Raw genomic sequence first — 26,779 nt, forward strand, 5'->3', positions numbered from 1 at the left:
ATTGAAGAGTGAATACTGATTTGTTCACTTTTATGTTAACAATATTATCAACTATCGCTTATAATGTCAATATATTATAAAGCACTAAAAATACTATCATGAAGTATTGTTCGTGTTTTAGTGAAAATGATAAATAAAAAGCAGAGCTTTAATAGCTCTGCTTAAACAAGATTAATTTACTTTTGTTTTCCAAATATGGGTGTCATTAATTTCTTGCAACGTTTTTTCAATATCGTCAGTAAGAATTGTAACGTGACCCATTTTACGATTATGACGGATTTCGGCCTTGCCATAGTAGTGAAAATGCCAGTTGCTCTTTTCAGGAATGACTTTTCTTACGCCGGCTACATGTTGACCCAAAACATTCACCATTACCACTTTGGACAACAGCTTAATCTTAGGCAACGGCCAATTGCAAATAGCACGATCATGGATATCAAACTGGTCAAAATTGCAGGCTTCAATCGAATAGTGACCTGAATTATGCGGACGTGGTGCTAGTTCATTGACATAAATATCACCGTTATCCAGAATAAATAGCTCCACACCCAAAATACCGCGCAAATGAATTGCTTCTGCAATTTGCTTAGCAATAGCCTGTGCTTTAGCATAAATTTCTTTTGAAACACGTGCTGGCACAATACTAATATGCAAAATTTCATCGGCATTGTAGTTTTCACTAACTGGGAAAACTGTCACTTCGCCTTTTGCATTTCTTGCGACCATGACAGAAGCTTCAACTTTGAATGGCACCCAGCCTTCAAGAATGCAGTCTCCCGTAGCTAAAATTTCTTTGATATGCGCATTATTTTTCAGATCGGCATCGCTCTTTAAAACTTCTTGGCCGTGGCCATCGTAGCCACCTTCACAGGTTTTAAGGACACAGTTATAGCCGATCTTTTTAATTGCCTCTTTTAGATCCGCCATATTTTTAACGGGCAAATATGGCGCAGTCATACAACTGGCACTACGCAGGAAGTTCTTTTCACGCAGTCGGTGTTTAGTGATATAAAGCAGATTAGTCCCCTGAGGAATTTTCACTTTATCAGCAACATCCTTTAAAGCTTGAAGGTCGACATTTTCAAATTCATACGTTAATACGTCGCTCTCTTTAGCCAGCTCTTCAATTGCCTTAACGTCTGAATATTCAGCCACAATCTGCTTGTCAGCCACCTGACCACAAGGACAGTCTGGCGTTGGATCCAAGGTGATGACTTTCATTCCACCATACTTGGCTGACAAAGCCATCATTTGACCTAGTTGTCCGCCTCCAATGATGCCAATAGTCTTTCCTTGTTCAATAAAATCTGGATCAATCAAGTTCCGCACTGCTTTCTTTTGCTTCATCATGCATCTTTTGGCGATAGTCTTTCAATTGCTGTCTTATTTTTTCGTCACTAATTCCCAAAATTTCTAGTGCAAGAAGTGCCGCGTTGCTTGCACCAGCATTACCAATGGCAGTGGTAGCTACAGGGATACCGGTTGGCATTTGAACAATCGATAAAAGAGAATCCATGCCACCTAATGCCTTAGTTTGACCGGGAACACCAATCACTGGAATCACGGTATTTGCGGCAGTCATGCCAGGCAAATGAGCTGCCATACCGGCACCCGCAATAATTACTTTAGTGCCATTTTTCTCAGCATTTTGGGCAAAATCATACATTTCTTTTGGCATTCTGTGTGCAGAAATAACGTGCTTATCATAACTAACACCAAATTGATCTAAGATTTCGCAAGCATGCTTCATCGTTGACCAATCTGACTTACTACCCATAATTACGCTTACTTCAGCCATTTTTTCTCCTTTAGAATAGTCCTGTAATTTGACCATTATCATCAATATCCATGTTTTCTGCAGCTGGGTGCTTAGCCAAACCTGGCATGGTCATCATGGTACCTGACAAAGCAACGATGAATCCTGCACCAAGCTTAGGAACAAGATCACGAATATGGAAGTCAAAATCGGTTGGGGCACCTAACTTGGTTTGATCATCAGTAAATGAATATTGTGTTTTAGCAATACATACAGGCAAAGTGTTCCAGCCTTGTTTATCAAAAGTTTTAATTTGCTTTTTGGCCTTGTTAGATAAAACTACACGCTTAGCACCATAAATCTTGGTAGCAACTGCAGTTAATTTATCTTCAATCGAGTCAGTACTCTTATACAATTCATGGAAGTCAGCAGGTTGATCTGCAAGTTCGACAACTTCTTTGGCTAAATCTTGCGTACCTTCTCCACCTTTGGCCCAAGCGTCAACTTCAATAGCTTTTACGCCCATTTCGGCAACGGCATCTTGAATAGTCTTGATTTCGGCTTCAGTGTCGCTAGTGAAATGGTTAATCGCAACAACGATTGGCAAACCATAATTTTGCATGTTTTTAACGTGTCTGCGTAAGTTAGCCATTCCCTTTTCCAAGGCAGGAATATTTTCTTCGGTTAAATCGTTCTTGTCTACTCCGCCATTAAGCTTAAGCGCACGAGCTGTAGCAACAATCACGACAGCATCCGGTGTTTTGCCTAAGACTGGTCGCTTGATATCCAAGAATTTTTCGGCACCAAGATCTGCACCGAAGCCACATTCAGTAACGGTATAATCAGAAGTCTTTAGCGCAATTTGAGTAGCTAAAACTGAGTTACAGCCATGAGCAATGTTGGCAAATGGTCCGCCGTGAACAATAGCAGGAGTGTGATCCAAAGTTTGAACTAAGTTAGGCTTAATAGCATCTTTCAATAAAAGTGTAATTGCACCAGTGAAGCCCAATTGATCAACGGTAACAGGCTTCTTGTCATAGGTATAACCAACAACGATGCGACCAATTCTCTTCTTTAAATCGTGCAAGCTCTCAGATAAGCAAAGAATGGCCATCATTTCTGAAGCAGCGGTAATATCAAAGCCGGTTTCTCGAGGAACACCTTGCATGATGCCACCGAGTCCAGTAACCACGTTTCTTAAAGCACGATCGTTAACGTCTTCGACTCTCTTCCAAATGATTCTGCGTGGATCAAGTCCTAAAGCATTGTCGCGCATAATGTAGTTATCGATTAGAGCCGCCAAGGTGTTGTTAGCAGAAGTTAAGGCATGCATGTCACCAGTGAAGTGTAAATTAATGTCTTCCATTGGGACAACTTGGCTATAGCCACCACCTGTTGCACCGCCTTTGATCCCAAAGACTGGTCCCATTGATGGTTCACGCATGGCAATGGTAGTTTGATGGCCTAATTGGTTAAGTGCATCCCCCAAGCCAACTAAAACAGTGGATTTTCCTTCACCAGCAGAAGTTGGGTTAATACCTGTCACCAAAATCAATTTGTGTTTCTTGCCTTCAATTTCCTTAACAGGCAAGTTGATCTTAGCTTTATAGTGACCATATTGTTCAATATCATCACTAGACAAGCCTAACTTTTGGGCAATTTCAGTGATCGGTTGCATTTTGGCTGCATCAGCAATTTCAATGTCAGTTGGCATGATTGTTCCTTTCATATACCGTACAATATTACTTAATACTTATAATATCGTTCTTATTTATTTTTATATTAATACAATACATCACTATATAAGGATTTGCAAAGCTATATTTTACGAACTATATTTTATTTATTCAAAAATAAAAGTCAAATACCTTATGGTACTTGACTTTACTTAGAAAAAAGCTCAATCCTCATTTGAGAATTGAGCTAATTTTTATTTATTCATCTTTCTTATCGTCGCTGGCATCCCACACCTTTTTCAAAGCAGGAACCTTACCCAAGTCGGTCATTTCATCCTTGCCAACCACGATCAAGTTGTTAGGGCCTTGAGCCAATTGGTTAAAGCTGTCCAAACTTTGGTTTCTGAAATAACCTTCGCCAGCCTTTGACAAGGCTTCTTGCATCTTTTGTACACGGTAAGCGTCGGCATCAGCTTGCGTCTTAACTGCCTCAGCTTTGGCCTTAGCAGTAGCAACCAAAGCATCGTTCTTAGCCTTAGTGGTCATTTCAATGGTGCGAGCTTCACCTTCGGCCTTAGCAATTGCGGCAGTCTTTTCACGATCGGCAGTAAGTTGTTTGTCCATGGCACGTTGAATTTCAGCACTTGGTAAAAGTTCATCAACGTTGACACGAACGACCTTGATACCGTAGATATCAGTCAGGTCACCAGTTGCAGTGAAAAGTTGATCGTTAATTTCCTTAGTTGAGCCAAGGGCTGCGTTCAAATCCATACGACCAATAATGTCACGCAAGTGACCACGGATTAATTGCACCATTGATTCAACTGAGTCGGTGTTGTTGTAGAAGTAACGGTATGAATCAGTGACCAAGTAGTTCAAAGTTAAACTAGTAGAAATTTCAGCGTTATCTTTGGTAATAATTGAGTACTTAGAAATTTCAAGTGGTTGAAGTGCTAATGGAACTTTGCGAATTCTTTGGAAAAGTGGCCAGACAAAGATAAATCCAGCTTTTACTGTCTTAGAATATTTACCCAAGGTTTCAACCAAACCTTCATTATTTTGTGGAACGATTCTAAAACCACAACAAACATACACAATAACTAAAACAACAATAATGCCAATAATAATTCTTGCTATCATAATTTTTACCTCAAAACTTAGTTGTCTTTCTTTTCATTCTTTTCCGCATCAAGCCTCTTGGCGATATCTCCAAGTAAATCTTCCCTTCCGGTCAATGTGTTCAGGCGCTCGTCAAGCAGTTTGGCGTATTCATATTTATTCATTTGATCCAAATTATCCCATGCATTTGGAATCTCTACTCTGAAAGGAATACCATTATGAAGAATAATCTGATCATAGAACATGTTAATTGCCGTAGCTGAATTTAACCCCAGCTTTTTCAGAATAGCTTCTGCCTTTTCCTTCTTTTCTGGATTCATTCTGACATAAAGTCCTGTTGTTTTTTCTGCCATAATTTTTACTCCTTTCTAAATTTGATACTATTATATATCGTTTGCATATAAATTGCATATATTTTTGCTATTTTGAATTAATCGATCTTAATAGCTAAAAATAGGTTTGGTTTTCAGAGTATACTTATATTTATAGAAAGTGAAAATGAAGGAAACAACAATGAAAACTAACAGAAATTCAAAGATTAAGAAAAACAAGTCTAACTTTTGGGATACTCTTCCTCAAATCAATAACAAAGAAAAAAGACAAGAAATTGAAGAGTTAGGTTATAATCCTTCCGAACAACGTGCTGTTGGTAAAGAAAGAATTACTGATTAATATGAAATAAAAAGTGCTGATAGTCTTCATAAGCAAAGACACATCAGCACTTTTTTACTTGGTTAAATTTTTATTATTCTACAAATCAGTAATATGGAAAATTTGGTTTTCCAAAGTTCTTAACTTATATTCTCCACCCTTAATGTACTTTTGGTGGTAAGCCACAGTTAAGTAAATATCATTTGCGGCATTAACATGGATACTTTCCATTTCACTGTAACGATCTGGTAAATCAATACCATCAACCATAGCTACTTGCCAGTTATCACTGTTTGTTTCACCCCATGGGAACTTGACAATCTTACGTGACCAAGTAGTTACTTCACCAGTTTCATGGTTAATCTTTGGTGACAATTGGTTAGAAATATAGATATTCTTGTCATCATCAATAGCATAGCCTTGAACTGAATCAATCATTTGTGGCATTTCTTCATCTGGAGCAACACTTGGATTATCGAAGTTGTCGATGTGGAAAGCACTCAAGCAATGTAAATCAGTGATTGGCGTGTTCTTAGTGCCATTTTCATTCAACTTTTGGTTTACTTCATTTAAGTCAAACAAACCAAAGTGACCTGAACCATCATCCCAAATTGAAGCAATCATGAAGTACTTGCCATTTGGTGAAACTGAAGCTTCTACTCTGTGCAAGTGATTATGACCATCATAAGGAACGTCGGTTACGTGATTCAAGTGTGACAAACGTGGAAGTTGTGTATTTGAAGTATATCTTTCTGGTAAAAGTCTTGGGTACTTTACTCGTGCAATTTGAGTAGTCCAGTTGCCTGAATTTGGTTTAGCACCTACGAAATATTCATCCTTGTCATTAGCTGGTACCCAGGTTTGCGTGTGGCCAAAGCCCATCATTACTAAGTGTGGATCAGTATAATCGATGTTCTTGGTTAAACCTTCATGTTTTCTATAAACCAACACATCATGTGCACTGTGAAGAAGTTGCAAGGCAAAAACATGATCACCATTTACTACACCAACTTGCGCTACAACATGGTGCATCCCATTCAAGCGATAAACCAAATGAGGTGTAATACTTCTAACCATTTTCTTTATCTTCTTTCTTTATATCTATTCATTTTCACTTATACATAAATTATATCCTATCATCAAAAAATAGATTGACTTTATGCCGATAATTTCCAAATAATTAGAGTAAATTTTTCTTGGAGGGAAAATTATGAAAAGAAGAACAACACTTTTATTGTCGAGTGCAGTAACCATTGCGGCATTATTTAACTTCAACTCAAAAGTTCAAGCTGCGGCTGATCCTACGATCAAGGCAACAAATTACAACATGACCGTGAAGTTGAACACTCGCAAGAATCAATTAACAGAAAAAGTTACCATGCACGTTGTTAATAACGGCAATGAACCTGTTAAAAATTTATTGGTTAGAAATATTGCTAGCGACGTGTTGAAATACGACCACAAGCATTTTAAGGCTACAAGAAATGCGACAACTTCAGTTAAAAGCGTTTCATCAGATGGTCAAAAGCTTTCTTACACTACCGGTAAAGACAAGAGCAATTTATTTGTTAACAAAAGTCTAAATACAGGTGAATCTACTGATTTAACTGTTAACGTAGTTACCGGCGTGCCTAAGAGACAAGATCGTTTTGGCTACCAAAATATCAACGGCGGTAAAGTTTATAACCTGTCATTCTGTTTCCCATACTTAAGCGATTATCGCAACGGTAAGTGGAATTATCACCCATACTACGATGCTGGTGAAAACCGCAACAGTGCTGTAAGCAATTTCCACGTTAGCTTTTTCGCACCAAAGAGCTACAAAGTTGCCGCTTCTGGTCAAAGCACAACCAAGAATGGCAAAACTACAATTACCGCCAACAACATGCGTGAGGTCGCAATCGCTGCTTCCAACAAGTTCAAGGTTGACCACGCTTATGCAAACGGCGTAAGAATCAACGACTACTACCTTGCAAGCAAAAACAGCAAGCAATACAACAAGCTTGCTTTGATGACTGCCCAAGACAGTTTCCACGTTTTTACCAAAAAGATCGGCAAATATCCTTACAAAGAAATCGATATTACTGAAGGCTTGCTTGGCAAAGATACCGGTGGGATGGAATATCCTGGCTTGATCATGATCGATGCCAGCGGCTTTTTACAAAAGAAGCACCCACTTGATAGATATAATGAATTAACTGAAGATGTTTCTCACGAAGTTGGTCACCAATGGTTCTACGGCACTGTCGGTAGCGACGAATACATGGAACCTTGGCTTGACGAAGGTCTTACCAACCTCCTTGAAAATGGCGTTTACGATTTGACCTACACTAAGAGTAAGGCCTACTGTGCTAAACTGATGCACAGCAAGTTCTATACTCGTAAGAACGTCAAGCGTGCTAACAAGATCTTAAAAGAAAATGCTAACCAATTCATTAATAAGAATAAAAAGGCCAACTACATCAACTACCCTGTTAATAATCCACCAAAGGGCGTTGACACTGAAGACATGGCTTACGAACTTGGGATGGACTTTCCTGCTGTTTTAAAGGTTGCCATGGGCGAAACCAAGTTCTTCGATGCTTTACACGATTACTATCAAACTTACTACTTGAAGCAAGCAACTACACAAGACTTCTTGAACATTATCCGCAAGTACGATAATTCAAAGAAGGTTAACAACGTGATCAATAAATTTATTGATCCTAAGTACTTAAGTGAATAAAATCAAATAACCCCGAAAACGTTTGAGTTTCGAGGTTATTTTTATAGTCTCATAAGTGCTAAAATCAACTTAAGGGATTATTACAAAGGAGACAAAATATGACTACTAAAAAATTAGCAACTATCGCAGCAGCTTTATTAATCAGTGTTGCACCAGCAGCTGCTATTATCAATCAACCTGTTCACACAGTTCAAGCAGCTACGCAATTACAAAAAGGTAAAGTTACTCTCAAGAAATCCTTTAACGGCACAGTTCAAGTCTTCAACAGCAAAGGCAATGCCACTACCACTACCCAAAAAGTCAATGGCAAGAAGATGACTGTTGCTTCAACGATTAAATCAGGCTCAAGTTTTAAATATTATGGCAAGCCTATCCTGATCCAAGGTAAAAAAGTAGATGCAAAAACTTCTAAGAATTACCACTACACTACCGCTTCTTACGTTAACATCGGTAAAAAACGCTACATCAAATCTTTGAATGTTAGCTCAATGGATGGACAAAATGTTTTAATCTTGAGTTCCAACTCTCGCATTTATGATAAAAACGGTCACCGCACTACTTTCAATGGTTTGTCACTCATCCCTAAATATATGTTAGTTAAAACACCAGCTAAAACCCACGCCACAACTAAGAATGACGTATTTTACTACTTCTCAAATCTTAGCGGATCTAAAAAGAGAAGTTTGAACACAACCACTATCAAGGGCAAGCCATTCTACGCCTTAGGTAATGGCGCTTATATCTATGCTTCAAATGTTGGCTTTGTCAACGGCAACACCCTTTACCAAGCTTCTGGTACTACTACCGCCACTATTTTAAACAAAATCCATGTTTTGAATAATAAGCTTAAGTCAACCAGCAAGTTGCTCAAGATTGGTCAAAAAGTTAAGGTAGATGCCACCAAGACCACTGGTGAAGGTGATGAAGCTGGCCTTTACTTCAGAATTGCTGGCACCAAAGGTAAAAACGCACAATACATTTACTGGGGCGACGATGCCGAATATGGTATGGATCAAGAAAGCACTACTGATGAATTTCAAGGTAACTTTAATTTAGATAATCACCTCGCAAATTAAGACTAAACAAAAATCGTACCGTCAAACAGCAGTCAATGCGGCTTGGCGGAATCGTCGGAGGGGGCACTTCCGTGATAAATAGACTGACCTCTGTTTTTGCACTGCTGTTCAGCTTGCTGGATAGGACCAGTAAAAAAGAAGGCTTGACTTCGGCCAATCCTGCTTGCAAGAATAAGTTGGTTGTTCTCAGAAGCTGTAGGCTGTGCGTGAGCACTAGCCTATAAAGAATCCCCCGACCTTGGTCGGGGGAGCATGTCATTCAACTGATTTAAGCCAAATCGTACCATCTTGTGACTGGTATGAGCCATCATCTGGCATCCCTCACCTGCTGCTATCCTACTTCGTTTCCGGCCAAATAAAAGCTTTTTTTAAGTCGTTGTAAAATATTCAGTAAATAATGGAGGGAGAAAAATGAAAACAATCAAGCAGCTCTATCATGAGCACAAGATCATCACGCTGATTCTGACCTCGCCAGTGTGGCTCTTTGTCCTTTTTTCCATATTGTTTACGGTAAACGAGATCTACAAGTCGACCCAAGAAGGCGTGGTAACGGAAGTTCTGAATAAGACCCTGCCTAAGCACGGCTACAGCGACCTGTACTACCTCAACCAGGTCAAGGCCGACAGCCATTTCGGCATGGGGACGACCTATGTCAGCAGCTTCTCAACCAAGCGGACAGTCAAAAAGAACCAGGCTCTCTTCGCCAAATCTGGCAAGAAGGTGGACAAAGGCGATGCTAACCTGCCTTATTACAAAGAAGTCACGGTCCGCCGGAATGGCATGGGCTGGAAAGTTACCGTCTCTGACTCAATCGTCCAAGAAGAAAGCAGCTATAGCGTGAAATAAGCTCCAATGTCATCATTGAATTTGGGCGCTCATCTAATTTAGATGAGCGTTTTTTTGTTTTGGGCAATCGAATGTAGGAAAATTTCGGCAGTTGGGCACTTTTCGGGAATCGAGCTGCGCAAGCAAACGCGGCAAGGCAATCCCTTAACTTAATGGCCTTGAATAAGCACAAAAAAAGCACGTGAACAACTCACGTGCTTAAGTAAATTATTCGTTCGATCCTTCCAGTGGCCCTTCTTGGGCAATCGCGTCTTCCTTGGTCGACTCAGTTGTGCCGTGTGCGTGCTTTACTGGCGCGTAAAGGCTGAAGCACTTCATCGGCTCGTCGCCAGCGTTGGTCACATTGTGCCAAGTGTTGCCCGGGATAAAGACAGCTTCCCCAGCGTGAACTATCTTGTCCACGGTCAGCTTGTCCTTCTCCTTGCCCAGCTGCACGCGGCCTGTCCCGCTCACCAGGTAGATGAACTGGTCATTGTCGTGGTGAATCTCCAAGCCAATGTCGCCGCCGCCAGCCGGGATGCACATCAGGGTTACCTGGAAGTGGTCCCCGGTCCACAAAGTTTCACGATACTTTTCATTTTCTAAGGCAGCCTGCCGTAAATCCAAAGCACATGGAGCAGGTCCATAGTCCTTCAATTCTAACATGACAAAACACCTCTTTGCAAAAAATGTAAGCGTTTCATTTGTTGACACTCTGAGTTTAACACTTTTTTTGCCAGCATACAAGCCTGAATGCTTGCGGACCTATTCTTTCTTTTCCCGGACATGAATCCGCCGCAAGTGCTTGACCATCGCTTCCTGGAACATGGTCGACAGCAAGACCCCTAAGGCAATGGAGGCTGTCACGATCGCCACCCGCTGAACTTCCTGCTGGGCTTGCGGCAGATTGCCGTCCAGCAGGCTCCTGACCGCCATATAGGCCGGCGCCCCCTGGCACCAAGGGAACCAAGCCCGGGTACCGGCCTTATTTTTTCTAATATAGGCTTCAGTCTTGGCAATCTGCCGCTGCTGGTTGGCATAGGCCTTCATGTAAGTCTGCCGGTTGGCTTCCTTTTGCCGCATGGCCTGCTTCAAGGTCCCAGTGTAGCGGGTGATGGTCCCGAAGTCGATATCGATGATGCAGTTGGTGATCCGGCCTAAAAAGTCATAGTCGTGGCTGACGACGATAAAGGCTCCCGGGAAGTCGTTCAGATAGTTGGTCGGTTCATCCAAGACCAGGACCTGGGGCTTCTCCAGGAGCCATTTCCCGATTAGGCCCTTATTTCAAAATAAAATTGCCTAAAATCGTTGATAACACTTTACTTAGAGTAGAAAAAATGCTCTCTTTTGAGAGCATTTTTTGTGCCTATTTTTTAATTAAAGCAACTTTTCAAAAGCATCTTCGTACTTAGGAATATCGCCGGCACCCATAAATACGATGACAGAATTCTTATTCTTAGTTAAGTCAGCAATATTGTTTAAGTCGATAACTTCTGAACCTGGGATATTCTTAACCAAGTCTTCACTTGAAATATCACCATTAGCTTCACGAGCTGAAGCATAAATTGGAGTTACGTAAGCCTTATCTACACCACGTAAAATTTCTTCGAAGTCCTTTTGGTACTTCTTAGTTCTTGAGAAAGTGTGTGGCTGGAAGACAACAACTAACTTCTTGTCTGGGAACTTTTGACGAGCAGCTTGGATAGTTGCACGCATTTCAGTTGGGTGGTGAGCATAGTCATCAATAACTGCAATGTCGCCAAAGTCTTTTTCACTAAATCTACGCTTAGCACCCTTAAAGGTAAGAAGACCATCACGAATGTCATCCATTGGTACCTTTTCAGTGTAGGCAACCGCAATAACAGCAGTTGAGTTCAAAATGCTGTGGTCACCAAACAAGTGAATTTCAAATTCGCCAAGATCTTTGCCATGTGCTAAAACATGGAACTTAGAACCAGTAGTTGACTTCTTAATGTCAGTAGCTTGGAAGTCATCAGTGTCGTTAAAGCCGTAAGTGTACTTAGGAATATCAGTCTTAAGGCTTTGAAGACGCTTGTCATCGCCCCATACGAACAATGCCTTCTTAGTTTGATCAGCTGCTGATTGGAATGCGCTGGTGTAATCGTCTTGATCCTTGAAGTAGTCTGGGTGGTCAAAGTCGATGTTAGTCATAATTTGGTAATCTGGGTGATATGCCAAGAAGTGACGACGGTATTCATCAGCTTCGTAAACGAAGAAGCGTGAGTCTGGAACACCCTTACCACGACCGTCACCAATTAAGTAAGTAGTTGGTGCAACTTCACCTAAAACGTGTGACAAAAGACTAGTGGTTGAAGTCTTGCCGTGAGTACCTGAAATACCGATTGAAGTGTGCATTTGCACGATTTCTTCAACAGTATCTGGGTAGCTTTGCCACTTAACGCCCTTATCAAGACATGCCTTAACTTCTGGGTTATCTTCCTTGAAGGCGTTACCCTTAACGATTACTTGTTCATCGTTACTCTTGATGTTGCTTGGGTCAAAATCCTTAACTTCAATACCAGCTTTTTCAAGTGGAACTTGAGTGAAGGTGTACTTTTCAATATCACTACCGGCAACGTTGTAGCCTAAGTCGTGAAGAAGTAGTGCTAAGGAAGCCATACCGGTTCCTTTAATACCAATAAACCAAATTTGTTTGTTTTTATCTAACATATTTAACTCTCCATAATGTTAAAAATACTCGTCTTTTATTCTAACATTATTTCATTTTTCCGTAGCAAAATCAGAGAACTTTAGAAGTACTTTTTTAGCCCCGCTGCTTGGGATTAAGTAATATCTTGTCTTTTGGTTACCTTTCCAACCTTCTGCTGGATAATAGCCTGGCTTGTGTGCCCACTTTTGATATACCTCGACCATTGGATAATTTTTGTCACTATTGTAGGCTTGACGCATTAAATTCAAGACTTGTTGTGCTTCTAGAGGCGTTAAGTTGTTGATGTCTTTTACTTTGACTTTTGCACCCTTCAAATTTTTCTTAGCAAAATTAACTTGCCATAAAGCTTCGTTAACTGCAGCCTTAGTTGCATCTTTATCCGCTGCAACAGTCTTCGCATTTTCTATGGCTTGGTCGTACAAGCTACGATTTACCCAGTTGTCTAAACGATACTTATCGGATGCCTTAACAGTACTTTCATCAGAAATTGCATTGGTAAGTGAAGTCTTTTCACTAGCAGTTGCTAATGCACTATTTGCTTTGGCTTCAGCTTCTGTGTTGCTGGTCTTAAGTTTTCTACCACTGCGTGCTACATCACTAGCTTTTACATAGAGATTGCTGTAGGCAGTATTTTGACGATCGTCTTCTGCACCTGATTTGTAAACCAATGAGTTTTGAACATGGTAGTACAATTCAGCTTTGTTTTCCTTGGCATCCCACAAATAAAGTTTTTGGTTAACTGCCATTTCATCACCGTCAAATTTAGTATCAACCTTTTCACCGTTGACATTGTAGAAAGCAGTTTGACCCATCTTGAAGTCAGCTACGCTATAGCGCATGTTGTACACATCTTCGCCGCTAGGATATTGTTTAGCTAACGTTGGACCATTATCACCACTCCAAACATAAGGATCGTCTGGACTGCTTTCTTCATATAAGCCAGTATCAATATAAACTGGATTCTTACCGCCTTTTACACGATAGTAAGAAGCAGTATAGTCTCCCATACCGGTTTGAACCACCATATCGGCTGTTACAGTTTGTCCTTTCTTGTACAGCTTATTGATTTGTTGGAAGTCTTGATTGTAAGCAAGTGTATCGGCAACAATCTTAACCTTGATAGGTCCTTTGGTGTAAAGTGCATTACCATTAATTGCATTTACATTGTTAGCCTTGATGTACTGATTTTTACCAATTCTGAAGTAATAGTTGCCCTTAATCTTGTAGCTCTTAAGTGAACGAACATTATGTTTCTTGGTGTTAGGTATATAGAAGTATTGGCCATCTTTATTTAGAGCTTTACCAGCATATGGTACTAATCGACCAGCTTTAATTACGCTTGCCGCGGTAGGTCTTTAATCTCTTACCATTCTTATCGTAAACATATGAATTGCTGGTAAGTACATATGTACCACCCTTCATTACATACACATTATTTTGTTTAATATATCCACCATTGCCGATGTAGTAATAAGATTCTTAGTTAATCAGACTAGGTGTTGTAGCACTAGCATAGACCACTTTATCACCTTTAGTTAAAGTAGGTTGACCATAGAATTTATAATTCTTAATCTTGATACTCTTATTTGCATGGATAAATTCGCCCTTTTGTCTAATATAAGGCGTTGCAGTTTTATCGTAGCCTTTATGTAAAGTAATGCTTTGTGCATTAACTGTTTGAGAAGTTATTAAACCTAAAGAAACTGCTGCTAAAACAGCCGCTGCACTAGATAAAATTTTATTATTGAGTTTCATTTTCTCCACTCCCTTGTGGCTTTGTTTCAATAACTTTTACAGTTTCATTATACCTTGATTAGTTATTTCAAGATGGAATTTGATTTACGGCAAAAAAAAGCGTTGAGATTTTTTCTCAACGCTTCTTTTATCTATATTGACCTATTACAATATCTTCTATTTAACTTTATTTAGCTACAGCAACTGCTGCTTCTTCCTTAGCTTCCTTGGACAATCCAGCAAGGTTGCCTAATAAAGTAAAATCAATTTGAGTTGCTAAATCTGGCTCTTTACGCAAGAAATCAATCTCAGATGGTTTAACATTTTCAGTTGGATGGTCTTTGTCAATTAACTCTTGTGAGATTTCACTATCAGTTAACTTCTTATCCTCCAATACGCTTTCTGCTTCTTTGACTTCTTTTTCATATTTCTTTGTCATGAACTACACTAGCACTAAAGTACCAGGTTTCTGGGAACACTGAGTAGTGTTTAGGATATTACAGACATTAATGTCATACCTAACTCACGGAACTCAGCTGTTTACCATGGCGCGGTTCCCGACCATTTAGCTTTGCTTTATTTAGGATATTAATTGCCGCATTAATATCTCTATCGTGATGGGTTTGACACTTAGGACAAGTCCACTCACGAATATTTAGTGGCTTTTCTCCACTGTTATAGCTGCACTTAGAACAAATTCTGGAAGTGTTCTTAGGGTCGACAGCTATCAGCTTTTTGCCATACCAATCACACTTATACTCTAACATTTGTCTAAACATGCTCCAGGAAGCATTAGCGACCGACTGGGCCAAATAGTAATTCTTTTGAAGATTCTTGACTTTCAAATCCTCAATTACAATCACATCATATTGTTTGACCAAATGAGTCGTTAACTTATGGAGATAGTCCTTGCGTTGTGCAGCTACTTTGGCCTGATAGACCGCTTTAATCTTTTGAGCTTTTTTCCAGTTGGAAAAGCTGTCTAGGCTTCTAGGGGAGAGTACCTTGCGCTGTTTATCTTGCAGGCAAAGCATTTGAGCTAAATGCCTTCTGCGTGAATACTTCTTTTGCCAGTTTCTGGCTATCTTTTCATAATATGAACTATCAAAAGAAGGACACTTAAAACCATTGGACAAAATGACCAAATCAGCTACGCCAACATCAATACCGACTTTTTTGCCAGTGGGTTTAAAAGCTTCAACCAGTTCAGTTTCCACTTGTAAGCTTAAGTAATATTTACCAGTTGGCTCAAGCGTAACGGTGTAGCGCTTGATTTTAGTATCTTTCAAAATATCCGTTTTACTGGTTTTAATATATCCTAATTTAGGCATCTTCAAGTACCTTTTACCAGCAACTTGAACAATTGATTTACCAGTATAAGAGAGCCTTAAAAACTTGCGTGAATGGAAACGCGGCTTGCCTAATTTACCTGTCTTATCATCAAAAAAGTTCTTCCAAGCTTGATTTAGAAATTCGTTAACTACTTGCAAGCTGGAAGAATCGCTATTTCTTAAAAAAGGATATTCCTTCTTTAACGGCTTAAGCAGATAATTTAGCTTAAATTTAGACAAAAAAGGTAAATCTTTGTTATTTTTGTAGCGCTCATTCATCATGGCCAGCATTTGATTCCAGATAAAACGATCATTGCCAAACATTTGCCAGAGTTGGTCTTTTTGAGTTTTATTAGGATATAAGCGTAGTTTGATTCCTTTTAGCACATTTGTTCCCCCCTTCCTTTACTAAAAATTATATCAGAAGGAGAACTAGAACACTAGTTTTTTTAAAAAAAGACATGGCTTTTAAACCATGTCATCAAATTATCTTCTGTTTAGCATTATTTAGCTGCAGTAACTACTGCTTCTTCCTTAGCTTCCTTGGATAATCCAGCAAGGTCACCATCAATTTGAGTTGCTAGATCTGGCTTTTTACGTAAGAAATCAATTTCAGATGGTTTAACATTTTCGATCGGATTATCTTTATCAATTAACTCTTGTGAGATTTCACTGTCAGTTAAATTCTTATCTTCTAATACGCTTTCTGCTTCTTTGTCATAAAAAACGCCTTCTTCAACTCTTATTGTAGTTGCTTTTACAAAAAGGTTTAGCAAAACGTACTTTTTTAAAAACGTATCAAAAAAAGCATCAGACTACTATTTAGCAGCCTAATGCCTTTTCAAATTATAAAGTGATTTCACCACTAGCGATCAATTCGTCACACTTAGTTGGTTCAAATTCTGCACCAACTTCAAAGTTGTCAGGAACAACCATGATACCACGCTTTTGAGGTGCGTGTGGCAAACCAAGTTCTCTAGCTGAACAAATCATGCCGTATGAATCAACGCCACGTAATTCACCTGGCCAAATTTGTTGACCATTCGGCATCAAAGTACCTGGAAGTGCAACAACAACCTTTTGACCTTGAGCAATGTTAGGAGCACCACAAACGATTTGGTGTTCTTCACCGTTACCAACTTCAACAGTAGTTACGTGAAGGTGGTCTGAGTCAGGGTGCTTTTCACAAGTCTTAACATAGCCGTAAACAAGAGTTGGCTTGCCGTATGCTAACTTGTCGTCAAAGCCTGCTTCAGCAAGCTTCTTGTTAAGAGCTTCAAGTTCATCATCTGAAAGCTTAACTGGACCATTTGGCAATTTGTCAAAGTCAATCAACTTATCAACGTTGAAGAAGTTATAACCAATAGTCTTACCTTCATCGTTGGTTACGCGAGTAACGTCTTCTTTTTCTTCAAATGAGCTGCGTCCTTCATCATGACCCAAGATAACGATCAAAGTGTTAGGATAAGCTTCTTTATTAGTACTAGTAATCATGCTTTTTTAAATCTCCTCTTTTAGTCAAGTGATCGCAAAAATTTTTCTACTTCATCTTTAGTTTTACGGTCCTTATTTACTAGTCTACCAATTTCTTTGCCATCTTGGTAGACAACAAATGAAGGAATTCCCATAATCATTAATTTTTTTGCGACGTCAATTGAGTCGTCGCGGTCAATTTTGTAAAATTTAGCTTCTGAAAAATCCTTTTCAATTTCTGGCAAAAATGGATCAAGGAAGCGGCAGTCTGGGCACCACGCTGCTGAAAATTCCAAAACAACGCGACCAGATTTAGTAATTTCTTGTAACTTGTCTTCAGTTAATGCTTTAATTTCTTCCATTTTTTATGCCTCTATTCTTTCTTACTTTTTACAAGTATTATACAAAAATGCTGGCTTTTTGCAAACTACTTGGTTTCAAAATGAGCATGCAATGCATAAATCGGATTGCCCTTTGCCGCAAATTTATGCTCATATTCAGTTTCAATGTTCTTTTCAACGATTTCTGGCTTTTCATGGTGTAAATCAACACTCACAAAATCGAAGAACATTCCGTAATTATTCATACTTTGCACAGAATAAGCGAACAAGCCTGAATTATCAGTTTTAAATTCGATATGACCTTCTGGCTTCAACACTTCTTCATACTTACTTAAAAAGCTCTTATAAGTTAAACGACGCTTTTCATGACGAGCCTTTGGCCATGGATCACTAAAGTTCAAGTAGATTACGTCAGTGGTATTCTTGCCAAAAAAGCTGTTAATATCGGCCGCATCCCCACGCAAAATTTGTAAGTTATCCAAGCCCTTTTCAAGCTTAGTTCGCAAGATAATACCAGCTGCAGTAGTTTGCAATTCTAAAGCAACGTAGTTTTTGTCGGGATGCATTTCAGCCAAGGTAGTAATAAAGTGACCCTTACCTGATCCTACTTCAATTTCAATTGGATGATCATTGCCAAAACGTTCAGCCCAATCAATCTTCTTATCAGGATCTGGGTTTTGCAACACACTTTCAGGATGATCATTAACAAGCTTTACAGCCCAAGGTTTATTTCTTAATCTCATTTCTCTATTCCCTATCTAATTCCAAAGTTCTTTTGATTCATTTTTCTAACGCGATTTGGCAAGTAAGTGGCAACTACCAATGCGGTAAACACGAGTAAAATACCAATTGCTTCAAATAAGTTTACATTAATTGGCAATAACAATAACCAGAAAATACTGATTAATACCCATTGAATCAGCAAGCCTAAAGTTAATACTTTGACCAAGTCCTTGCCACGATCTTGACGTTCAATTGGGTAAACACGATACATAAAGTTACGGTCGAATTCGGTTGCCATTGGCAATAATTGGTAAACAGTCAAGAAGATCACCAAGCATGATAAGCCAAGCGCCCAGCGCCAATCTTGCACTAACCATGAAATCAAAATTGCGAAGACGGTCATTCTAACCAGCAAGTTCAAATACTCTGGATTTCTAAGTAGTGATCTTCTGTATAAGAACAAGTTAGGATTTTCTTTAGCAATTGACTTAGGCAAAAGGAAGTCCAAGTACTTTCTTCGCTTGATGCTTACTTGCTTTTCTTCGACATCGGTAAACATGCTGAAGACTGAATAAACACGGTCTTTTCTAGCCTTTTCGCTTTCTACAGCATAGCGCCAGTCAAAGAGCAACTTTTTATTCATCTTATCGCCAAACGATGGCTTAAAGTTAGGCGCAAATAAGATAGTTCCAACTACACCTAAAGCCAAACCTACCATTGGATAATAAGCGGAAAGAATTGCAATAAGCAAGGCAACTAAACTAACTAGTCCAAAACTTAGCTTTTTGCCAAAATATAGATTGCTTTTTTCAATCTCTAGTTCCGTATCTTTGATAAAGAGCATGGCAAGCACCAACAAGATATAGTTCCAAACACTAATGCCTGCTTTAACTGTAGCGAATGGGAAGACAATACCTGCAAGCAAGATTTCTAAAATGAATGGTAAAACCAAGCTATATCTGTGCATAGGCTTCAAATATTCATCCATCTGCTCATCTTGTGTAAACAGGAACTGCATATCTGCTTCTTTAATCAAAGTAACGAATCGTCCCGTTAAAAGAGGCAGCCATAAAATGAATCCTGTCAGTGGCTTATAAAACCACAAATTAGTTGGCATAGTTTTCATTGCTTCGGCATACCAGAACATCAATGCACCAACTAAAAAGATCAAAGCCAAAATAAAGAAGTCATTGAAAACAAGCGTTAAATACTTAACCGATTGCTTGAGATTTTCATTCAATCTCTTTTTAGCTAACTCACGCATTGCCATGATCCTCTCTATTCAAAGCCAAGTACAACTTGTCAAATGGATCATCAGGCTTTAAGCCGTAGTGTTCACGAATGTCTTGTAAACTACCGATAATTTCAATCGTACCGTTGTTTAAAACAGCATAATTTGAAATGGCTTGTTGTGCATCGGCTAAAACGTGAGTAGTCATGAGCACCATTTTGCCGTTAGCAATTGCCTTTTTAATTAGATCAATTAAGTTAGCAACGGCTAAAGGATCAAGTCCTGTAAATGGCTCATCGATCACGAGCAAACTTGTATCTGCTAAAAAAGCAGAAACGATCATTACCTTTTGGCGCATCCCTTTTGAAAAGTGGATTGGCAACCATTCCAGCTTGTCATCAAGTCTAAACATCTTAAGCAGTTCATGTGCTCTTTCCCAAGCCTTCTTTTCATCCAATTTGTAGCTAAGCATGGTCAATTCCAAATGCTCTTTTAATGTCAATTCTGGATACAAAATTGGTGTTTCAGGAATATAAGCCACTTCACGCTTAAACTTCGTTGGTTGTTGCGTCAAAACTACGTCGTTTAAAGTGATCTTACCTTTTTGCGGTCTAAGCAAACCTAAAATATGCTTAATTGTGGTTGATTTACCGGCCCCATTTAAACCAATTAAGCCCAGAGCTTCACCTGGTTTAATTTCTAAATTTATATCTTTAATAACCGGGACACCTGTGTAGCCTCCAGTTAAATGTTCAATTTTTAATGTCATTTTTCCTATCTTTCTTTACTGAATTTCTACATATAGTATGATAGCATGAACTTAATAAGAAACTAAAGTTCAAACACAAGAGGTATATATTATGGAAAAATTAGTAGATGATTGTTTATTCTGTAAAATTATTCGCGGTGAGATTCCTAGTTACACCGTTTTTGAAAACGACGACGTTAAGGCTTTCTTGGATATCTCACAAGTAAACCCAGGTCATACTTTAATGGTGCCAAAGAAGCATATCGTTAACTTGTTTGACTACACCAAAGAAGATGCACAACAATACTTGCAATACATTCCTGAAATTGCCAATGCAATCAAGAAGGCCTTCCCTAACGTTACAGGTATGAACATCACCACTAACAACGGTAAGTCTGCTAACCAAGTAGTTATGCATTCACACATTCACTTTATCCCTCGTTTTGAAGGCGATGGTTTGAAGCTCATGACTCGCAACAACGCTGACAAATACGACGAAGCAAAATACAACGAAGTTGCTGATAAGATTAAAGCCCAATTTTAAGGAGTAAACAAATGAAACACTTTTTATTAGGAACAGTTTTTGGCGCTGCTTTTGGCTTTGTTTTTTCATGCATGAAGGACAACGATGGCAATCGTCCTGGCAAACCATTGAAAGTTGAATTCGACGCCTTAAAACACGAAAGCAATCGTTTTGCTACTGCATTGCAAAATGCCAAGCAAGCTAGTCGTGAATTAAGCGAACAATTGCCTGCAGCACAACGCACTATTAGCGATATTAGTGATGATGTTGAAAAATATTCTAGACATATTCAACCTACAGTTGATCGCATGAAGCAAAAAGGCGAAGAGGTTAACCAAGATTTGAACTCATTTACTGGTTCAGACACTCAAGATGACGAAAAGGACTAAGAAAAATCAAAGAAAATTTGATTTTTCTGTGAATATTCGCTATTTAAAAACGATTTAGTCATTTTTATGGTATATTAGTTGACAGTTACTTATTTAAGGATGTGGAGATTTAATTATATGAAGAGTTATATGAAAAAAATTGCTGCAGTCGTAGCTGTAGCTGGTGTTGCATTATCAACTGCTGCTTGTTCTAACGGTGGTAGTAATTCTACTGTTGCTTCCTACAAGGGTGGTAAGATTACTCAACAACAATATTACGATGAAATGAAGAAGTCACAAGCTGGTAAATCAACTTTGGCTAACATGATTATCAACCGTGCTTTGGAACAACAATACGGCAAGTACGTTTCATCAAAGAAAGTTGACAAGCAATACAACAACTACAAGAAGCAATATGGCTCACAATTTAGTGCTGTTTTACAACAAAACGGTATGACTGCTTCAAGCTTCAAGGAAAACTTAAAGACTAACCTTCTTTCTGAACAAGCATTAAAGCACATTAAGAAGATTTCAAAGAAGCAAGAACAACAAGCTTGGAAGAGCTACCAACCTAAGGTAACTGTACAACACATTTTGGTTGCTAAGAAGTCAACTGCTCAAAGCATCATCAAACAATTGAAAGATGGCAAGAGCTTCAAGAGCTTAGCTAAGAAGTACTCACTTGATACTGCTACTAAGAACAAGGCTGGTAAGCTTCCTGCATTTGACTCAACTGACAATACTCTTGACTCATCATTCAAGACAGCTGCATTTAAGCTTAAGACTGGTGAAGTAACTTCAACTCCAGTTAAGTCACAATCTGGTTACCACGTAATTAAGATGATCAGCCACCCAGCTAAGGGTAAGTTTGCTGATCACAAGAAGGCTATCGATGACGAAATTTACGCATCAATGGCTCAAGACCAAGCAACTATGAAGGACGTTATCTCAACTGTTTTGAAGCGTGCTGATGTTTCAATCAAGGATAGCGACTTGAAGGACGTATTAGCATCATACGTTTCAACTACTAGTGCTACTAAGTAATAAAAATATTTAGTTAGTAAATATTAGCAAAAAAACAAGAGGTTAGCTTTTTGAAGTTAACCTCTTATTTTTGTCTATTCTTATTCCAAATGCTTGGCATGATCTAAAGCTGGATCATATTTTGGACGATAATATCTTCTGCCATCTTGACTAAGCAGTGGCTCAGTAAACGTTCCTTTACCAGTATGCTGCAAAGCATTCGTGACTGCATAAACCATGGCATCCATATCATCGATGCGGTGCAAAATTTCTGCTTCCAGAAGAGCTGGCAACTTAGGTGAACCATATTCCAAGCGGCCATGGTGGGACAAAACCATATGTCTAAGTAAAAGCAAGTCCTCTGATTCAAGGTCAATCTTAAGGTCTTGGGCAGCTAGCATAATTTGTTCATCGATAAGTACCAAGTGACCAACTAAATTGCCTTCGGTAGTGTATTGCGTTGCAGCTGGGCCTGTTAGTTCAAGCACTTTGCCCATATCGTGCAAGATGCATCCAGCATAAAGCAGTGAACGGTTGATCTGTTCATAATTATCAGCTAAACCCTTCGCATCCTTAAGCATCGACAAAGTATGAAAAGCAAGTCCACCACGCACTGCATGGTGGTTACTCTTTCCTGCGGGATAATCAAAGAAGCGTCTACCCCACTTTTTTAACAAATATTGGACAATCGTCTTCCAAGTTTTATTTTGAATCTGATCAACAAATTGATTAATTTCGGCATGCATATCATTAATCGGTTCTGGAGCTGACTTAACGAATTGATCTAACTCATAGCCTTCTCGTGGTCCAACCACCCTTAAACTATAAATGCGAATTTGAGGACGGCCTTGGTATTCTTCTCTTTTACCGTTCAATTCTACAATCGTACCTGTACTAAAGGTAGCCGCATCTTGATTGGTTGCATCCCAAAAGTTGCCCCGAATCTCGCCTGATCCATCGCCAAATTGCATTGCTAAAAAGAGCTTATTTTTCTTATTCCGTCGCAATTGCGAATTCTTAATCAAAACGACGATATCCATTTCTTCGCCGTCATTATAATCTAAGAGTCGTTTAAGCATTTTGATTTCCTTTCGTAAAAGTTAAAGGCTGGATCCTTAATTTTTCAACTAGGTTTTCTTGCGCTGTAAAAATCAGCACTTGATTATTTTCACTAATCTTCTTCAATAATTGTTCAATATATTTGATGCGGTGATCATCAAAGTTAGCAAATGAATCATCGATTAAGATTGGCAAGTTGATTTCATCTTTAATTTGTTCGACAAAGGCTAACTTTAAAGCAAAGTAGAGTTGTTCAGCCGTACCGCGAGACAAGTACTTAACATCACGCTTTTTACCATCTTTTCTGATGACCGTTAATTTCTTGCCAAGTTCAAGATCAACGTAACGTCCACCTGTAAGCAAAGCCAAATATTCTTTAGCTGCTTTGAGCATCTTTGGAAAACGTTCATTTGAAGCTAAATCAAGTGAGCGACCAATCCATTTAGCTGCAAGCAAGTTAGCCAAATATTCCTTACTACTGCTTTCAAAATTAGTTTCGGTATTGGCCAAATCCTGTCTCGCTTCAAATACTGCAGTTGAATCAGCCAAATTGTTCAACTTAACCTGTACTTGTGCGTTTTGTTGTTGTAAATCGCTGACTTCATTATTGGCTGCAGCTATTTGATCATTCAATTCATGCAATTGCTGCTCTAATTCAGCTGGATTAGTCTTTGTCAATTGAGTTAAATCATCGTTTAAGCTCTTCTTAAGTGCTTCAACCTGCGTCCTAATTTTGGCTTGCTCTAATGAATCTTTGTACACAACATCATAATCGGCCATATTTTTGACATTAGCTTGAGCAAACAAAGTTTGAAGTTGCAAACCCAATTCTTTCAAATCTTGCTGGTCTTGCTTTAAAGCAGACGAAATCGTCATTCTTCGTTGACCAATTTCTTGACTGTGGTCAATCTTTTCTTCCAGTTCATCAATTCCACTTAAAACGGAGCTAAAATCATCCTCAATTGGCTTTTTCAGCGTATTTTGCACATTTGCGGCTAATTGGGCGACTTCTTGATTAATCTGGCTCAGTTGTTCATTATTTGCCTTCTCAGCGTTTTCTTTTAAGTGATACTGGTTGGCATTAGCCACCAGATTATTAATATCCAAATTATCAGGATTCAAGCCATATTGTTGCCCAAATCCCTGGCGCTTTTGTGCGACCAGTTTTTGCTTTTCCAAAATAGCGGCATTTTGTTTATTGGCGTTATTGCCTTTAACGTAGCCTGCACCAAGAAAGATTAGGCCGGTAATTAAGGCGATCACGCCAACTGTCCCCATCATAACCAGTAAGATCAAACCAAGGACTGCTAGGACAGCACCAATCACATACCAGAGTTTATCATTGGAATTAGGAGCAGCTTCAACTCGATTTTCTTGTTTAGGCAAAGCTAAATAATCTGCTTGCAGCTGTTTGATTTGCTCTGGCGTCAAGTCTAGTACTTGCTTGGTATCAGGAGATAAAGCAAGAATTTGTTCTTTTTCTTGTTTGAGTTCATCAGCTTTTTGCAAACATGATTTGTATTCTGCTTGCCATTGAAGTAGTTGCGGCTTTTGTTGGACAAGCTTTTTGCTAGCTGACAAATCAGCCTGATTATTATCATCCAGATCAGCTAATTGCTCTTTCAAAGACTTAATCGTCTTTTGCAAATTGCAACCTTGCGCCATGATCTCTTGCGCTTTTTGATAATTTTCACTATCAAACTGCATATCCTTAACTTGCTTTTGCAAATCTAGCAAAGTTTGGTAATTGCCTAATTCTTTTTGCAGGTCACGCAACTCTTGCGCCCTTTTTTGCAGCTTTTCTAAAGCTTGTTGCTTACTATTTAACTCGTCACTTTTAGCAGTTAAATCACGATCAAGTTCTTCATAATCACCAAACTCTGCTTGCGTTTGAGCCAGATTGTCACGATCGTCTTCCATTTGCTTAAGCAGACGATTTACTTCTGGCTTTTTACCCGTCTTCTTAAACAACTTGCCAGCTTCTTTTTCAAAGCCATCACGCATTTCAAGCAATTTACCACTATTGGCTGCACCCAAGTAATAAATACGTTCAAGCAAGTCTTCTTGACTCAAGCTGCTTACCTGACCCAGCATTTCTTGATTAAAGATAAAGCTGTCGGCATAAAACGAACCATCGATTTTTTGAATTTGATCGAAAAAGAGACTCTCGGGCACTACTTGCCCATCTTTTTTAACGGTTAAAATACCACGCTTAGTCTTATCGCCTTTGGCATACAAGCGCTCTAATTCATATTCGCCATCGTCCGCTTCAAAGACAAGACTGCCACCCATCGGACTCACATGAGCTAACGGCGTATAATCTTCAAAAAACGGAGACGAATTACTGCGCAAATGAAAGCCAAACATGATCTGCTTAATAAAAGCTACCGTCGTACTCTTTCCCGCCTCATTAGCACCAAAGAAGACGTTTATTTCTTTGCTAGGTAAATCAAAAGACTTGTCAGAAAACTGGCCAAAATTGATCATTTTAATTTGTTTCAGTCTCATCTTTAATTCCTTTCAATTTACTCATTAGCTTTACTTCGGTTAATTGCTTAACAGCCTCAATAAATTTAGGATCTTCTGCTAGTGCAGCTGCTTCTGGATCTTTTTTCTTCCAGTCATTTACGATTTGATTGAACTCATCTACATCAAAAATTTCCGCCTTGGCTTTTTCAAAGGCCTTTTGATCATTCTCATTTAATTCCAAACTGGTATTGGTTTCATAACGAACGTCAACTAGCTGAGAAGCAAATGGCAAATTTTGCGAGATTGTCTGCCAAAAATCAGTATCTGCAGTCAGTTCTCGCTCTTCTTCAGTCAAATATTGTGCACCCTTGATGGTTAAACTAAAGTAAGTCTTTTGCTTAATTTGATTAAGGACTTCAATGATTTTTGTCTGCAAACCAGCTTTATCGATTTCACCTTCCAAATTGATTTCGACAGCTTGCCAAATAATTGGACTAGTTTGTTTAAACTCAATGCTTGTCTTCTTAGTTTGTTCATCGATCTCGCCAAGATAGCAACCTTTAGTGCCCATTTCGTTGATGTGACGCCCCTGAATGTTACCTGGATAAACAATCCATGGATTTTCTGACAAGTTATTGCGTGCGTGAATATGGCCTAAGGCAAAATAATCGTAATTAAGGTTCTGCACTTCACTAGTAGTAAATGGTGCATAAACATTATTAGTTTGTGTTTTTTCTTGTGCGTGCATTAAACCAAAAGTATAATTTTGTCCCTTTGCAGGAAAATCAGGTATCATGTCACGCGTAATATGGTTATTCAAATATGAAAAGCCGATTACATCGTAAGTAAAATCAGCTTTTGTCGCAAAAGTGGCTTTCTCCACTTTTTCACCATTACCCAATAATTTGAAATAAGGTGTTTCAGTAACTAGTAGATCTTCTTTTTTCATGTGGTCGTGGTTACCGAAAATCATCACCACTTGAATTTTTTGGTCAGTCAGCCTTTTTATCTGTTCGGCAAAAAATAGCTGCGCTCTTGGAGATGGCGTGTTGCTATCAAAAGTATCTCCAGCGATTAAGACTAAATCAACATTTTGTTTTAAAGCCAAATCAACAATTCTCGTTAATGATTGATCGGCCGCTTGATATATTTGGTTAAATTCCTTAGATGGCAAAAAAGATAGCCCACGAAATGGACTATCTAAATGCGCATCCGCAAAGTGAATAAATTTCATCG

At 38.9% G+C, this 26,779-nt stretch carries 29 protein-coding genes and 1 pseudogene; 7 read left to right on the plus strand and 23 right to left on the minus strand.

What is annotated here, in order from left to right; all coding sequences use genetic code 11:
• Positions 1-171: 171 nt before the first annotated feature.
• The 5 genes from purK to BN1206_RS07225 form a co-directional block, all read right to left on the minus strand.
• Positions 172-1,347 carry a 5-(carboxyamino)imidazole ribonucleotide synthase gene (gene purK, locus BN1206_RS07205; RefSeq protein WP_014566082.1) on the minus strand — a complete coding sequence of 392 codons (1,176 nt, stop codon included), beginning with the start codon at positions 1,345-1,347 and terminating at the stop codon, positions 172-174.
• Positions 1,313-1,798 (minus strand): 5-(carboxyamino)imidazole ribonucleotide mutase, encoded by a 486-nt coding sequence (gene purE, locus BN1206_RS07210; RefSeq protein ID WP_022087251.1) that lies wholly within the window; start codon positions 1,796-1,798, stop codon positions 1,313-1,315. Before purE ends, purK begins: the two co-directional genes overlap by 35 nt.
• A 10-nt stretch (positions 1,799-1,808) precedes the next feature.
• Entirely contained in the window at positions 1,809-3,470 is a 1,662-nt protein-coding gene (locus BN1206_RS07215) for a formate--tetrahydrofolate ligase (RefSeq protein WP_014566084.1), read from the minus strand.
• Positions 3,471-3,690: 220 nt separating this feature from the next.
• A complete protein-coding gene (locus tag BN1206_RS07220; protein WP_052543138.1) occupies positions 3,691-4,572 on the minus strand; it encodes an SPFH domain-containing protein in 882 nt (293 codons plus the stop codon).
• 17 nt (positions 4,573-4,589) lie between these two features.
• Positions 4,590-4,904, minus strand: coding sequence for a type II toxin-antitoxin system RelB/DinJ family antitoxin (locus BN1206_RS07225; protein ID WP_013642322.1), 315 nt, complete (start codon positions 4,902-4,904; stop codon positions 4,590-4,592).
• Positions 4,905-5,064: 160 nt separating this feature from the next.
• On the opposite strand from BN1206_RS07225, the gene BN1206_RS09915 reads away from it, so the two are divergent.
• Positions 5,065-5,223 (plus strand): hypothetical protein, encoded by a 159-nt coding sequence (locus tag BN1206_RS09915; RefSeq protein ID WP_014566086.1) that lies wholly within the window; start codon positions 5,065-5,067, stop codon positions 5,221-5,223.
• Positions 5,224-5,301: 78 nt separating this feature from the next.
• On the opposite strand, the gene BN1206_RS07230 is transcribed toward BN1206_RS09915, so the two are convergent.
• Complete coding sequence (locus BN1206_RS07230) at positions 5,302-6,279, minus strand: class III bacteriocin (protein WP_052543139.1); 978 nt, start codon at positions 6,277-6,279, stop codon at positions 5,302-5,304.
• A gap of 133 nt (positions 6,280-6,412) precedes the next feature.
• On the opposite strand from BN1206_RS07230, the gene BN1206_RS07235 reads away from it, so the two are divergent.
• From BN1206_RS07235 to BN1206_RS07245, 3 genes are all read left to right on the plus strand, one after another.
• The gene (locus tag BN1206_RS07235) at positions 6,413-7,927 is read left to right on the plus strand and encodes a M1 family metallopeptidase (RefSeq protein WP_052543140.1); all 1,515 of its coding nucleotides are present in this window, start codon (positions 6,413-6,415) and stop codon (positions 7,925-7,927) included.
• 98 nt (positions 7,928-8,025) lie between these two features.
• Positions 8,026-9,003, plus strand: a complete 978-nt coding sequence (locus BN1206_RS07240) for an SLAP domain-containing protein (protein WP_014566089.1) — start codon at positions 8,026-8,028, stop codon at positions 9,001-9,003.
• A gap of 411 nt (positions 9,004-9,414) precedes the next feature.
• Entirely contained in the window at positions 9,415-9,849 is a 435-nt protein-coding gene (locus tag BN1206_RS07245; RefSeq protein ID WP_052543141.1) for a hypothetical protein, read from the plus strand.
• 207 nt (positions 9,850-10,056) lie between these two features.
• Here BN1206_RS07245 and BN1206_RS07250 read toward each other — a convergent pair whose 3' ends face one another.
• The 14 genes and pseudogenes from BN1206_RS07250 to BN1206_RS07305 form a co-directional block, all read right to left on the minus strand.
• Positions 10,057-10,494, minus strand: a complete 438-nt coding sequence (locus BN1206_RS07250) for a cupin domain-containing protein (protein WP_052543142.1) — start codon at positions 10,492-10,494, stop codon at positions 10,057-10,059.
• Positions 10,495-10,797: 303 nt separating this feature from the next.
• A pseudogene (locus tag BN1206_RS09585) lies at positions 10,798-11,094 on the minus strand (ABC transporter ATP-binding protein); the annotation flags it as partial.
• Positions 11,095-11,205: 111 nt separating this feature from the next.
• Positions 11,206-12,519: a UDP-N-acetylmuramate--L-alanine ligase gene (gene murC / locus BN1206_RS07260; protein WP_013438458.1), complete on the minus strand. Its 1,314-nt coding sequence runs from the start codon at positions 12,517-12,519 to the stop codon at positions 11,206-11,208.
• Between the two features lie 51 nt (positions 12,520-12,570).
• Positions 12,571-13,527: a hypothetical protein gene (locus BN1206_RS10150; protein WP_231575991.1), complete on the minus strand. Its 957-nt coding sequence runs from the start codon at positions 13,525-13,527 to the stop codon at positions 12,571-12,573.
• A 322-nt stretch (positions 13,528-13,849) separates the two neighbouring features.
• Positions 13,850-13,942 (minus strand): SLAP domain-containing protein, encoded by a 93-nt coding sequence (locus BN1206_RS10155; protein WP_231575992.1) that lies wholly within the window; start codon positions 13,940-13,942, stop codon positions 13,850-13,852.
• A 57-nt stretch (positions 13,943-13,999) separates the two neighbouring features.
• A complete protein-coding gene (locus BN1206_RS10160; RefSeq protein ID WP_231575993.1) occupies positions 14,000-14,275 on the minus strand; it encodes a hypothetical protein in 276 nt (91 codons plus the stop codon).
• A gap of 166 nt (positions 14,276-14,441) precedes the next feature.
• The gene (locus BN1206_RS07270; protein ID WP_052543144.1) at positions 14,442-14,693 is read right to left on the minus strand and encodes a hypothetical protein; all 252 of its coding nucleotides are present in this window, start codon (positions 14,691-14,693) and stop codon (positions 14,442-14,444) included.
• A gap of 79 nt (positions 14,694-14,772) precedes the next feature.
• Positions 14,773-15,972, minus strand: coding sequence for an RNA-guided endonuclease InsQ/TnpB family protein (locus BN1206_RS07275; RefSeq protein WP_052543145.1), 1,200 nt, complete (start codon positions 15,970-15,972; stop codon positions 14,773-14,775).
• Between the two features lie 116 nt (positions 15,973-16,088).
• The gene (locus tag BN1206_RS07280) at positions 16,089-16,361 is read right to left on the minus strand and encodes a hypothetical protein (RefSeq protein WP_052543146.1); all 273 of its coding nucleotides are present in this window, start codon (positions 16,359-16,361) and stop codon (positions 16,089-16,091) included.
• A gap of 70 nt (positions 16,362-16,431) precedes the next feature.
• The gene (gene ytpR / locus BN1206_RS07285) at positions 16,432-17,079 is read right to left on the minus strand and encodes a YtpR family tRNA-binding protein (protein WP_013438461.1); all 648 of its coding nucleotides are present in this window, start codon (positions 17,077-17,079) and stop codon (positions 16,432-16,434) included.
• A gap of 20 nt (positions 17,080-17,099) precedes the next feature.
• Positions 17,100-17,420, minus strand: coding sequence for a thioredoxin family protein (locus BN1206_RS07290; RefSeq protein WP_013438462.1), 321 nt, complete (start codon positions 17,418-17,420; stop codon positions 17,100-17,102).
• Between the two features lie 65 nt (positions 17,421-17,485).
• The gene (trmB, locus tag BN1206_RS07295) at positions 17,486-18,142 is read right to left on the minus strand and encodes a tRNA (guanosine(46)-N7)-methyltransferase TrmB (protein ID WP_013438463.1); all 657 of its coding nucleotides are present in this window, start codon (positions 18,140-18,142) and stop codon (positions 17,486-17,488) included.
• Positions 18,143-18,153: 11 nt separating this feature from the next.
• Positions 18,154-19,386: an ABC transporter permease gene (locus tag BN1206_RS07300; protein WP_013438464.1), complete on the minus strand. Its 1,233-nt coding sequence runs from the start codon at positions 19,384-19,386 to the stop codon at positions 18,154-18,156.
• A complete protein-coding gene (locus tag BN1206_RS07305) occupies positions 19,379-20,122 on the minus strand; it encodes an ABC transporter ATP-binding protein (RefSeq protein ID WP_013438465.1) in 744 nt (247 codons plus the stop codon). The genes BN1206_RS07300 and BN1206_RS07305 overlap by 8 nt, the downstream gene beginning before the upstream one ends.
• A 91-nt stretch (positions 20,123-20,213) precedes the next feature.
• Between BN1206_RS07305 and BN1206_RS07310 the strand changes: the two genes are divergently transcribed.
• From BN1206_RS07310 to BN1206_RS07320, 3 genes are all read left to right on the plus strand, one after another.
• Positions 20,214-20,645, plus strand: a complete 432-nt coding sequence (locus BN1206_RS07310) for an HIT family protein (protein WP_013438466.1) — start codon at positions 20,214-20,216, stop codon at positions 20,643-20,645.
• A gap of 11 nt (positions 20,646-20,656) precedes the next feature.
• Positions 20,657-21,013 (plus strand): hypothetical protein, encoded by a 357-nt coding sequence (locus BN1206_RS07315; RefSeq protein WP_013642330.1) that lies wholly within the window; start codon positions 20,657-20,659, stop codon positions 21,011-21,013.
• 117 nt (positions 21,014-21,130) lie between these two features.
• Positions 21,131-22,036: a peptidylprolyl isomerase PrsA gene (locus tag BN1206_RS07320; RefSeq protein WP_013438468.1), complete on the plus strand. Its 906-nt coding sequence runs from the start codon at positions 21,131-21,133 to the stop codon at positions 22,034-22,036.
• Between the two features lie 80 nt (positions 22,037-22,116).
• Here the strand turns inward: BN1206_RS07320 and BN1206_RS07325 are convergent, their stop codons facing one another.
• The 3 genes from BN1206_RS07325 to BN1206_RS07335 are packed head-to-tail and all read right to left on the minus strand — an operon-like array spanning position 22,117 to position 26,777.
• Positions 22,117-23,094: a 3'-5' exoribonuclease YhaM family protein gene (locus BN1206_RS07325; RefSeq protein WP_013642331.1), complete on the minus strand. Its 978-nt coding sequence runs from the start codon at positions 23,092-23,094 to the stop codon at positions 22,117-22,119.
• Positions 23,087-25,582 carry an ATP-binding protein gene (locus BN1206_RS07330; RefSeq protein WP_052543147.1) on the minus strand — a complete coding sequence of 832 codons (2,496 nt, stop codon included), beginning with the start codon at positions 25,580-25,582 and terminating at the stop codon, positions 23,087-23,089. The genes BN1206_RS07325 and BN1206_RS07330 overlap by 8 nt, the downstream gene beginning before the upstream one ends.
• Complete coding sequence (locus BN1206_RS07335) at positions 25,563-26,777, minus strand: metallophosphoesterase family protein (protein ID WP_013642333.1); 1,215 nt, start codon at positions 26,775-26,777, stop codon at positions 25,563-25,565. The genes BN1206_RS07330 and BN1206_RS07335 overlap by 20 nt, the downstream gene beginning before the upstream one ends.
• Positions 26,778-26,779: the final 2 nt, after the last annotated feature.

The sequence above is a fragment of the Lactobacillus sp. OTU4228 genome (genome assembly GCF_001006945.1).
GTDB lineage: Bacteria > Bacillota > Bacilli > Lactobacillales > Lactobacillaceae > Lactobacillus > Lactobacillus amylovorus.